This window comes from Shewanella waksmanii ATCC BAA-643 (assembly GCF_000518805.1).
GTDB classification, from domain to species: domain Bacteria; phylum Pseudomonadota; class Gammaproteobacteria; order Enterobacterales; family Shewanellaceae; genus Shewanella; species Shewanella waksmanii.
The window spans coordinates 109,786-122,180 of record NZ_JAEH01000011.1 but is presented as its reverse complement, the minus strand read 5'-3'; the positions used below and the strand labels follow the sequence as shown (position 1 = coordinate 122,180).

General features: G+C 47.5%; 8 protein-coding genes. 3 read left to right on the top strand and 5 right to left on the bottom strand.

The window, feature by feature from the left end:
* The 3 genes from L865_RS0107455 to L865_RS0107445 all read left to right on the top strand — a co-directional run.
* The coding region (locus tag L865_RS0107455; protein ID WP_028772664.1) for an integrase core domain-containing protein at positions 1-288 on the top strand (288 nt) is incomplete at its 5' end.
* Positions 289-653: 365 nt separating this feature from the next.
* Positions 654-1,181 (top strand): DUF6795 domain-containing protein, encoded by a 528-nt coding sequence (locus L865_RS0107450; protein WP_028772663.1) that lies wholly within the window; start codon positions 654-656, stop codon positions 1,179-1,181.
* 12 nt (positions 1,182-1,193) lie between these two features.
* On the top strand, positions 1,194-2,354 hold the full coding sequence (locus L865_RS0107445; RefSeq protein ID WP_245608410.1) for a lipase family protein: 1,161 nt from the start codon (positions 1,194-1,196) through the stop codon (positions 2,352-2,354).
* Positions 2,355-2,490: 136 nt separating this feature from the next.
* On the opposite strand, the gene L865_RS0107440 is transcribed toward L865_RS0107445, so the two are convergent.
* The 5 genes from L865_RS0107440 to glgB all read right to left on the bottom strand — a co-directional run bounded on the left by L865_RS0107440 (position 2,491) and on the right by glgB (position 12,381).
* Entirely contained in the window at positions 2,491-4,086 is a 1,596-nt protein-coding gene (locus L865_RS0107440) for a glycogen synthase (RefSeq protein WP_245608409.1), read from the bottom strand.
* A 35-nt stretch (positions 4,087-4,121) separates the two neighbouring features.
* Positions 4,122-5,390 carry a glucose-1-phosphate adenylyltransferase gene (gene glgC, locus L865_RS0107435; protein ID WP_028772660.1) on the bottom strand — a complete coding sequence of 423 codons (1,269 nt, stop codon included), beginning with the start codon at positions 5,388-5,390 and terminating at the stop codon, positions 4,122-4,124.
* 81 nt (positions 5,391-5,471) lie between these two features.
* Positions 5,472-8,012, bottom strand: coding sequence for a glycogen/starch/alpha-glucan phosphorylase (locus tag L865_RS0107425; protein WP_028772659.1), 2,541 nt, complete (start codon positions 8,010-8,012; stop codon positions 5,472-5,474).
* Positions 8,013-10,160: a glycogen debranching protein GlgX gene (gene glgX, locus L865_RS0107420; RefSeq protein ID WP_037470726.1), complete on the bottom strand. Its 2,148-nt coding sequence runs from the start codon at positions 10,158-10,160 to the stop codon at positions 8,013-8,015. It abuts the gene before it with no gap.
* Complete coding sequence (gene glgB, locus L865_RS0107415; protein WP_028772657.1) at positions 10,147-12,381, bottom strand: 1,4-alpha-glucan branching protein GlgB; 2,235 nt, start codon at positions 12,379-12,381, stop codon at positions 10,147-10,149. The genes glgX and glgB overlap by 14 nt, the downstream gene beginning before the upstream one ends.
* Positions 12,382-12,395: the final 14 nt, after the last annotated feature.

Sequence of the window (12,395 nt, the reverse complement as noted above, 5' to 3'; positions counted from 1 at the left end):
GGGATACAGTACTGCTCATCTGAATACCAAGCGGCACTAGCCGCCTATGGAATGACCCCATCAATGACAGATGGATATGACAGCTACCAAAATGCACAAGCAGAGCGTGTGAATGGTATTTTGAAGCAAGAGTTTTTGCTTAGTCGCTGCAGAACGATGAAAGAGCTTGGCGTTTTAATCAAGGAATCGATAGAGATTTATAATCAATTACGGCCGCACCTTAGTTTAGGAATGAAAACCCCAAATGAGGTGCATGAAAAAGCCAGTTGGGAATACCAACTGGCTTAATAAAAACCGTCAACCTATTTTAGGACTAGACAATACTCAGATTTAGCAACTACCATATACTTCCCTACGATATCCCCCATCCTTACCTCAGCAAGAGGTAAAACCAAACTAATAAGCTTATATGCTCATCGAAGCTCAAAAACCGCCTCCTACATAATTTCTATCTCATCAGCAGAATAAATTCCTAACCCTTTAGCACAGGTTTGACGCAGCCCCACACCTCCGCATAACGCGCTGAATTTAAATATTAATCAATGATTGATTTTACGGGATTTAAATTTAGAATAAGCTTAAACATGGATGTTAGCATTACGATGGATTTTCCCACCAAAGAAACCTGCTAACAAAATCTCGAAGGCTAGGTTATGGCTTTAAAAGACATATTTAGAAAACTCAGCAATCATATCGGCACTCACAAAGTGCATTTGTGTCCAGAGGTCAAAGGTCGATTAGTTAATAACGGCCAACCTTTAGCCAATATCAGAATCGCTAGGGGTCTGTATTACTCGGATGGTAAATACACCGAAGATGAATGTTATACAGACAACAATGGCAATTTTTCTATGCCAGAAATGAGCCTACGTTCAAGCCAGCCATCTTTGTTAATCGCTGAGCAATTTACCTCACAGAGGATCCATGCTCACCATAACAACAACCAGTATCTATTATGGGCAAGCCGAAATAGCGGAATAAAGCCTATTACTGAGTTCGCTATAAAGCTTCAATCTCTACATGGAGATATTAAAGACGATGAAGTTTACTTTGGGTTTAATAACAAAGAGCACAACAGCCCATTTAAATCTTTGAGTATTTGTCGTTGGGAAGATGATTTTCATATTATCGACCCTGAGGCAGAGTTTACAAAAATGGCTAAAGGTGCTTTAGAAGAATAAGAGGGAATTAATATGAGCAATGGAATGCGAACACTTACACCAGCAATTGCTGCAAATTTTGCTTCGATAGCTTACGAAGCAAACAACCTAAATACCATACAGCTAACTGACTACTACACAGAGCTTAAATCTGGCTTTTCTTTCGAAAGCGATGCTCTATCAGGTGTTAGCGGTAGCATTTTAGAACGAGTTTTTAAACATAAAACAACCTTCGGTTGTATAGCTGAAGGCAAAACCGGCCCTTTTAAAGGTGATTTTGTTATCGCATTTCGGGGCACAGACAGAAAACGAGATGTGGTTACTGATTTACACTGTGGTATCAGCAGCTGCAGCAATGGCCAGCCAGTTCATGCTGGCTTTAACCATACTTTTAACTCCATCAAGCAGCAACTTGAGCACTACTTTCTGCAAGCTGCCAAACAAACTAATAGCGGGCTAAAAGTTCATGTTGTTGGTCACAGCCTTGGCGGCGCAATTGCTAATCTTGCAGCTAACTGGCTCAAACACCGCTTCAAAGCCAATGTTAAACTCTATACCTTTGGCGCACCACGTGTTGGCTACCCCAGCTTTGCCTTAAAAACTGTCACATCAACCAACAATGAAATCTATCGCTGTATTCACGAAGGAGATCCGGTACCTCTGGTGCCAGTGTGGCCATTTGTTCATACCGAGAATGAATATATTTTACATGGAGCCCCTAGTATTACAGCCAAAGCCCACAGCATGACCGCATTTACTCCTGGCTATTTGCATACAGCATCAGGTTTCAGCAACTATAAAGCCATCAATAAAGGTAAAGAGAGTCGGTTAAATAAACAGGTAAAACTTGATTACGACAAACGTTTGCAAGCCACGCCAACGACCCGATGGGCACGCATTATCGGTGAAGCCATCATCACGCACCTGCACCAATCAGGTAAGCTACATGCTATTCAAGCTGATATATCTAACACCCTCACTGTGTACGATAAAATAGCGCGGGTACTCGCCGATAGCATTGATATATCGACGAGTCATGCCGCCGACGTTAAGGGGATTCTCGGACACATTTTGGCATTCTGCGGAGCGCCATTTAAGGCAATAGAGCTGTCTTACAGATTCGTTCGCAATACATTAAGCCTAATGCTGAGCGCTTTAACTAAAATGGCTAACCTTGCATTAAAAGCATCATAATACACACCACCTGTGAAAGAGATATTTTACCATTGCAGTCAAATATCTCTTTCAAAGCAACCAATTCTGTACTTTTCGCTTAAATCAACACGACCATTTCATCCCTCTGGTTTAAATTGTATTCTCTATCGCTCCCTCAAAACTCATACAACTCTTCACAATAAGCTTTCGCCACATCTTGCCAAGTGAATCGATTGGCTAAAGCTTGTTGACGCATAGACTGAAACTGAGGCTGCTCTGTCATCGCGACTGCCTCTGTTACCGTGGCCAGCATGGCATCGACTTTATCGGCTAGCGAATCACCATTAAATACCCAACCATCGACTTGATGTTCAATGGTATCTTTCAAGCCGCCTACCCCGTGCACGATACACGGCTGGCCTGCTTTCATGGCTAGCATTTGGCTTATTCCGCAAGGCTCAAAGGAGCTCGGCATCATAAACAGATCGCCATGTTGATATAACAGCTGAGACAATGGCAGATCGAAGCCATTGATAAACAGTAGTTGTGGCCAACGCCCTGCCACCTGGCGCAATTGCTGCTCAATGTGCTCATCGCCACTGCCAAGCAATATTAGCAACCCTTGTGATTGCCCAGTCGCTAATGACTGCAGCAGATGTTCAATGGCGTAGCGGCCATCTGCCATGACTTGAAGCAATAACGCCACTTTTTGGCTGGTGAGTCGTCCAACTGAGGTTAATAAACACGACGGTGCTTTAGCCGCGCGCCGCAGCTGATTAAGACGCTGTAAGGCGATTTGGTCTTGACTAGCTACCCATTGGTTATTAGCCAAATTGTTTAATAAACATTGCTCGGCATAGTCGAGCACCTTAGCAAAGTCTTGCTCGGTACGCTTAGGTAACTCGAGCGGCGTATCATGGTAAAAACAGCCGTTTAATATGCCGTGTACCCGCAGCTCGGCAGCGCGCTGGGCAATATCATCTTGCAAGCCTTCGCCACCGTAGTGACCGCTGCCACACTCGCTCGCCAACATTACTTCCTTGGCATAAGTTGGTGACACAAAGTGCAGATGATCGCACAAATTAATGGCTGCGCGCATCGGGTTAAAGCATTGTGCATGTATAGGATCAATGATCTTTGCCATTGCCTCATCATGATGGACACTTAGCTTGGCAAACAGCTCAGGAAACCAAGCTTGTAAGGATGAATGTTCCTGACATAGGGGGCGCTGCCCCTGTATTGACAGATTGTGGACGCTATACACAGTATGGATTGCTTGCAGCGCGTTAAAGCGTGGTTCATAGGCGCGCAGCAGCGCTAGCACACCACAGTGCCAATCGTGTAGGTGCAACACATCTGGCTTATCCACTATCTCTTGGCAAATGACTTGCGCCGCCGCTGCACACATTAACGCAAACTTATCAGCATCATCGGCAAAAGGTCGACCGTCATTGTTGCTGGTATAGATAGCGCCACCCGCATCAAAATGGGGATGGTCGAGCAAGTAGATTGCACTTCCCGCCACATTGGGGTGAGGGGCTATAAATACCTCAACTAAGGTAGTCTGCCCCCTAAATGGCAATGATACATCGGCAATAAAGCGCGCTTTTAGCTGCGACACTAGAAAGCCGTAACTTGGCATCATCACATCAACTGCCACATGTTCATTGTGCAGCGCTGCGGGAAGATCGCCGATAACATCAGCCATCCCGCCAACTTTTGCCCCCGCTACAGCGGCATTCTCAGCCGCTAACATCAATACTCTTTTCATTATTATTTCAATTTCTATTTCGTCGATAACTTGGATTACTCATAACCCACTGGTAAGCCCAGCATGTCGCGGGTGACTAAGGTAATGCCTTTTTCAGACACCCTAAAGCCACGGGCTCTGTCATGGCGATGGTCATAGCCAATGATCGTACCTTCGGGAATAATACAGCCGCGATCTAAGATGGCATTTTTGATCTTACAGTTGCGCTGAATCACCACATCCGGTAGCACCACAGCATCTTCTAAGGTTGAGTAGCTGCATACTCGCACTTCATTAAACAGCACCGAGCGCCTAACCGTCGCGCCAGAGATAATGCAGCCACCACTGACAATAGAATCCAACGCCATACCGCGGCGGTCATCATCGTCAAACACAAATTTAGCCGGAGGCAGCTGCTCTTGAAAGGTCCAAATGGGCCATTTAGCATCATATAAATTCAGCGCCGGTGTCGGCGATAGCAATTCCATATTGGCTTGCCAAAATGAGTCCAATGTTCCCACGTCGCGCCAGTATGATTCATCGTCGGTAAAGCCGCTGCAAAATGGATGCGCATACACCTGATGGTCTTCAATAATCGACGGAATAATGTCTTTACCAAAGTCTCTGTCTGAGCCTTCGTTTTGCGCATCACGCTTAAGCTGCTCAAACAAAAAATCGGTGTTGAAAACATAGTTCCCCATTGATGCTAGGCAGCGCTCTGGATCGTGCGGCAGATGTTTAGGGACCTCTGGCTTCTCTTCAAAGCCCAATATCTTGTTTTTCTCATCCACCTCTACCACGCCAAAAGCCCCAGCGGCTTCAGCAACAGGCACTTGTTGGCACGACACAGTCATATCTGCACCCGACTCTGCATGGGCAGCAAGCAGGCCGGCATAGTCCATTCGATAAACATGATCACCTGACAGAATCATCACGTATTTAGGTAGCTCGTTCCGAATAATGTCGATGTTTTGAAATACCGCATCTGCAGTGCCTTGATACCAGTTGTCAGAATAACGCTGTGAGGCGGGTAGAATCTCTACCGACTCCCCTAGCTCCTTTTTAAAGTGACCCCAACCGCGCATGACATGGCGAATTAACGAGTGAGATTTATACTGAGTAACCACCCCAATACGACGAATGCCCGAGTTAACACAGTTAGACAAAGGGAAGTCAATAATGCGAAATTTACCACCAAAATACAGCGAAGGCTTTGCCCGCCAGTCGGTGAGTTCATGCAGGCGTGAACCGCGGCCACCAGCAAGAATCAATGCGTAGGTTTCACGGGTTAGGTTACTGATATAACGTGGACTTGGGTTATGCATAAGTGCGCGCTCCTTGCGTCATAAGACCGATTAAATCTTCAATTAGAACTACTGGGACATGCCCGACGACTGCTAACATTTTCATAATCCCCATATTGCATCGCGGTAGCCCGCGATGGTGTTGTCACTGGAAAAACGGCCACTAGCGGCGGTATTGCGAATACTCATTTGTGTCCAGGTGTGTGGGTCGCGATAGGCGTGAGCCAACGCCACTTGGGTGGTGCGATACGCTTCAAAGTCAGCGGCCGTCATCCACGGGTCAGTGGGAGATAAAATACCGGCTATCACATCATCAAACTCACCGGGCTCAAGTAGACTGAAATGCCCACTATTGATGAGATCAATTACTGCTGATAAAGCGGGGGAAGCTGCTACAAACTCCCAAGGGCGATAGTCACGCTTTTGGGTTTCCACTTGCTGTGCATCTAGCCCAAATAGGAAGAAATTGTCAGCACCCACCTCTTCTAACATTTCAACATTGGCGCCATCTAAGGTGCCGATGGTGAGTGCGCCGTTCATCATGAACTTCATATTGCCGGTCCCCGAGGCTTCCTTTCCGGCCGTTGAAATCTGCTCAGAGACATCAGTCGCACTGCAGATTTTCTCCATTGCACTGACGTTATAATTAGGCAAAAAAGCAAACCGCAAATAAGGGGTCACTTGCGGATCAGAATTGACCATATGAGCCACATTATTGGCCAGCTTAATCAGCTTTTTAGCCATGGCGTAGCCGGGAGCTGCTTTACCGCCAATCAAGACACAGCGCGGCACCAAATCTTGGGTCTTACCGGCTAAGATCTGCTGGTAGAGGTGAATAACATGCAAAATATTGAGCAACTGCCGTTTGTATTCGTGAATGCGTTTAACTTGCACATCAAACAGCATGTTGGCATCAAACTCGACCTGACACTCTTGCTTAATCAGTTGTGCTAGCTCAACTTTATTTTGCTGCTTAACCCGCTGCCAGTCGCTAATCAACTTATCATCATCGGTAAAGGCACTGAGGCTACTTAGCAGATGTAGATCCGTTACCCAACCACTACCAAGACGTTTATTTAACAGCTGACTCAACCTTGGGTTGGCATGAGCTAGCCAACGCCGCGGAGTCACACCATTGGTGCGGTTGTTAAATTTCTCAGGCCATAGGCGGTAGAAATCTTTAAACAGGCCCGCAGTTAACAGCTGCGTATGCAGTGCTGCCACGCCGTTTACTGAAAAACTGGCCACGATGGCTAAATACGCCATGCGGATATGTGGCTCATCACCTTCTTCTATAATCGACATCGCCCGCAGCTTTTCGCATTGACCAGGCCACTCATGGGCAACCAAATCTAAATAGCGGGCGTTGATCTCATAAATGATATCCAGCAGCCTAGGCAGCATGTGGGCAAATAAGCGCACAGGCCAGCGCTCTAGGGCTTCGGGTAATAACGTGTGATTGGTATACGCCATGGTATGGGTGGTGATATGCCAGGCGTCATCCCATTCAAGCCCATAAATATCAATCAGCAAGCGCATCAGCTCAGGGATGGCAATACTCGGATGGGTGTCATTGAGCTGAATCGCGTGCAGTTTGGCAAACTGACTAAAGTCTTCACCATGTACGGCAACATACTGCTTCAATAGATCTTGTAAACTTGCTGAAGATAAAAAGTACTGCTGACGCAGGCGCAGCTCTTTGCCATTCTCACTGGCATCATTCGGGTAAAGCACCATGGTGATTTGTTCAGCTTGGTTTTTACGTGCAACCGCTTCGGCATAATCGCCTTGGTTAAATTCAGCTAAGTCAAAATCATCGGTGGCTTCAGATTTCCACAGTCGCAGGGTATTAATGCGTTTGTTGCGATAACCCGGCACAGGCATATCGTAAGCTACGGCCAACACATCTTGGGTATCGACCCAGGTCATGTGCCGGCGGCCATGTTTGTCCACATAGGACTCGGTATGACCAAAGAAAGGCACTGTGACATTATGCGCCGGCACGCGCACTTCCCAAGGATTGCCATCCCTTAACCAACGGTCCGGACACTCTACCTGATAGCCGTCCTGTATTTTTTGACTGAACATGCCATATTCGTAGCGGATGCCATAGCCTACAACGGCTAAATCCATACTGGCGCAACTATCAAGAAAACACGCGGCTAATCGCCCTAGGCCACCATTGCCTAATCCCGCATCATGCTCCTGCTCGGCAATGGTTTCTAGCAGTTGAGAATAAGGCAGCAACGCTTGGCGCACCTCGGTATCAATATCAAGATTGAGTAGCGCATTGCCCAAGGCCCGGCCCATCAAAAACTCAAGTGATAAGTAGGCCACTTGTTTGTTTTGGTAACTGCCATCTTGACTACGGGTTTGACGCCAGTCATCTAACATCAACTCTTTTACGCTTTGCGCTAAGGCATTAAACAACTCTTGATTATCCTGCTCATCACGATTAAGCCCATGAAGCACTTGTCTTGCCATACTGTCTGCAAGCTGTTTAGCCGTTGCGGAAGTCTTAGCTGTAGTGCTGGAAGCTTTGGTAGTAGAGGCTTTAGCAGCCGCTGGCTTTTTAGCGCTAGCTGCTGTTTTTTTGTTGCTAGCGGATCTGCGTTTTGGCTTACTTGCCTGTTGTTCGCTCATTTAATTCGCTCCTTCAAATTGGGCGTAAAAAACCATTAAGCTTTTGCTTTGCAGTAAAAACTGCTTTGCTGCGCCACCGGCGAAATAGCCCTTAGTTTCGCTATCAAAACCACTGTCTTGGGTATGGATAAGGCAGTCCCAATGGCTGATACCTGAGATTGTCGGTAAGGTAAAATGCAATGACTCATCATCGGCGTTGAGCATGAGCAGCAAGGCTTGTCGGCATTGGGGTTGCGCTTCAAGCTCGCCACTTATCACGACACTTAAAGTACGCGTTTGCGCTTCGCTCCAAAGGGTCTTGGTCATTGGGCTACCTTGGCGGCAAAACCAATCCAAAGCCGGACTACCTGTGGTGCATGAATCGTGGATATATTCTCGATGGCATAACAACGGAAAGCGCTGGCGTAACTTAATTAGCCTGCGGGTAAATTGCAGCTGTTCATCGCGTTGAATGTCCTGCTGCCAGCTCAACCATGTGGTGGTGTTATCCTGACAATAAGCATTATTGTTGCCCTGCTGGCTATGACCTAACTCGTCTCCGGCCAGCAACATAGGCACACCTTGGGAGAGCAACAAGGTGGTGAGCATATTACGTGATTGGCGAGTCCTTAATGCCTGAATGTGCAGGTCCTGACTGACCCCTTCCATGCCACAGTTGTCACTAAAATTTTCCTGATGCCCATCACGACTTTGCTCGCCATTGGCATCATTGTGCCGCTGCCGATAACTCACTAAATCCGTAAGGGTGAAACCGTCATGACTGGTAATGAAATTGATGCTGGCACTCGGTCGGCGTCCAGCGTGCTCAAACAGATCACTTGAGCCATGAAAGCGCCGCGCAAATTCAGGCAACATTCCGGCATCACCGCGCCAAAAACGCCTAACGGTATCGCGATAACGATCGTTCCACTCACTCCACCCCATTGGGAAGTGCCCTAACTGGTATCCGCCTGGCCCGATATCCCACGGCTCAGCAATCAGACGCACTTGGCTCAAAACCGGATCTTGCTTTATTGCATCGAAAAAGCTCGAATTGACATTAAAGCCTTGCGGCTCACGCCCTAGGGTTGCGGCTAAATCGAAACGAAAGCCGTCTACGCCCATGACTTCAACCCAATAGCGAAGTGAGTCCATCACTAGCCTAAGTACATGGGGATTACTTAAATCAACGCTATTGCCACAGCCGGTATCATTGATGTAATAGCGCGGCTGCTGTGGGTGTAATCGGTAGTAGCTAAGGTTGTCGATACCGCGAAAACACAAACTTGGTCCGCGGCAATCACCTTCAGCGGTGTGGTTGTAAACCACATCGAGCAACACTTCGATACCTGACTGGTGCAACGCCGCCACCATCTGCCGAAACTCATTAATGTCGGCATTGTTTAAATAAGCCTGATGCGGCGCAAAAAAGCCGATACTGTTGTAGCCCCAGTAATTACTGAGCTGCTTTTGCTGTAAAAAAGGTTCGCTGGCAAATTGCTGTACCGGCAACAACTCCACCGCAGTCACGCCTAAATTTTTGATGTATTGCACTACGTTGGCGTTAGCAATACCACTAAAACGGCCACGTTCAGCCTCAGTTAAATCCGGAAATAGCTGAGTAAACCCTTTTACATGCATTTCATAAATAATGCTGCGCCGCAGTGACAATGACGGTTGAGTTTGATCGTATTCTTTGGCCACCGCCGGGATAGGCGAGAGGTTGCGGGTGTCGACGATTTTACACTTAGGCATAAAATCGCCACTATCCAGAGAGCAAAAACTTAAATCGGCGTCGGGATGCTGCTGTTGATAGGCGTAATGACTTGGGTGGTCAACTAGCTCGCCCAGAAGTAATTTCGCGTAAGGATCGAGCAGCAGTTTATTGACATTAAAGCGATGGCCAAGTTCAGGCTGATAAGGGCCGTCAACTCGATAACCATAACAGCAATCTAATGCCAAACCTTCGATGTGGCCATGCCAGATATGGTCGCTTTGTCTTGGCAAGGCCACTCGAGCCAGCTCATTAACGCCGCTGGCATCGTACACGCACAGATATACTGCGGTAGCATGGGCCGAAAACAGCGCAAAATTAACGCCACTATCGTCAACACTCGCACCCAGCGGATAAGGTCGTCCGGGAGTCACTAACATCTTAGTCAGCCTCATTATTGAGGCCTATCACTAGACAAGCTAGCGGCGGCACGGTAATTTCGGCGCTGTACTCACACCCTTGATAAGGCTGAGCTTGCGCCACAATCACCCCATGATTGCCAACATTGCTGCCACCATAGAGCTGGCTGTCGCTATTGAGGAGCTCAACGTATTGCTGATCAGTTGGCAGGCCGAGGCGATAGCCGTGGTGAACTTGTGGTGTCATGTTGACCACAAAAATTAACGACTCGGTTTGACTGTGACGCATAAAACAGAACACGCTGTTATCGGCGTTATCACAATCTAACCAGCTGAAGCTTTGTGGCAAATGGTCTTGGCTATATAGCGCGGGCTGCACCTGATACAAACGATTGAGATCTTTTAACCAGTCTTGCACCCCTTGATGGGGGGAGTACTGCAGCAGATGCCAATCTAAACTTTGCTGATGGTTCCATTCATCGCGCTGGGCAAACTCATTGCCCATAAACAGTAGCTTCTTACCAGGATGCCCCCACATGAAGCCGTAGTAGGCACGTAAAGTGGCAAATTTCTGCCAATCATCGCCAGGAATCTTGTGCAGCAACGACCCTTTGCCATGTACTACCTCATCATGGCTGAGTGACAGGATAAATTGTTCACTAAAGCCATACATTAAACCGAAAGTCATTTCACTGTGGTGATGGCTACGGTAGAGCGGATCACGGCAGAGGTAACGTAAGGTATCGTTCATCCACCCCATGTTCCACTTAAAACCAAAACCTAGGCCATCATGCTCGACACTTTGGGTCACTCCCGGCCATGCGGTTGACTCTTCAGCAATCATCAAAATGCCTGGGTAGGCTTGATATAATTCACTATTGAGGCGTTTTAACAAATTGATGGCTTGCAGATTTTCTCTGCCTCCATATTCGTTAGGCAACCACTCCCCTGCTTCACGGCTATAGTCGAGATACAACATTGACGAGACGGCATCTAAGCGCAAACCGTCGAAATGAAACTCTTCAAGGTAGTAGCACGCGTTACTGAGCAGGTAGCTTTGCACTTCAGCGCGGCCATAGTTATAAATCAACGTATCCCAATCTGGGTGTTCGCCCTGTTTAGGATCGTCATGCTCAAACAAGCAGGTACCATCGAAACGGCGCAGGCCATGGGGATCTTTGGGGAAATGAGCCGCCACCCAGTCTAGAATTACCGCCAAACCTAATTGATGGGCATGATCAATAAACGCCTTTAATTCAACCGGGCTGCCGAAACGATGACTCGGTGCATACATTCCTACCGGCTGATAACCCCATGAACCATCAAAGGGGTACTCGCTAACGGGCATTAGCTGTAAGTGAGTGAACCCCATCTCTTTGACATAGGGCAGCAAGGTTTGCTGCAGCTCAGTGTAGTCAAGGTAGCTTTGGCCCGAATCTCCTTGACGGCGCCAAGACCCTAGATGCACTTCATAGATTGAAACCGGTTGTTGATGCCATTTCTGCGATTGGCGTGCTTGCATCCATGGTGTATCTTGCCACGCATAGTCATCGGCCAACACCACCTTTGATGCATTACTTGGAGCCGGATCCATAGCTTTGGCAAATGGATCCGCTTTTAATTCGCGTTGTCCTTGCTGATCAATGATTTCGAATTTGTATAGGCTGTACTCGGCGACTTGAGGAATAAAAATCTCCCAAATGCCGTGGGCGACATGTTGGCGCATCACATGACGAGCGCCGTCCCAGTAGTTAAAGTCTCCCTGTAGAGACACGCGCTTAGCATTGGGCGCCCACACGCAAAACAGCACGCCATCGATACCATCAACAGTTCGGGGATTCGCGCCCAGAAACTGATAGGCATGCCTAAGCTTGCCTTCGGCAAAGAGATAGACATCTTGCTCAGTTAGCAAAGACTGAAACTGATAAGGATCGACAATCTCTTCCACACTTTGCGGATAGGTCACCCGCAATAGATAGGGAAACGGGTTTACCCGACGTGGAATGAAACCGGCAAATAGCCCCTCATCATCTTCCTTGTTCAATGTGGCGACTTTACGCTTATCTTTTAACGTCAATACCTCAACTTGCTGCGCGCCGCGCAAAAAGCACCGTAGCAATAACTTTTTAGTGGCTTTGCCAGTTTTAGATTGTTGCTCAACTTGATGCATGCCTAATAACGAAAATACGTCGATATACTCACCTTGAAGCAACGCGATACCTGCGCCGTCATGAAAGTGGGGGGCATTTTGTGTCATGGTTAGTTCTCCCA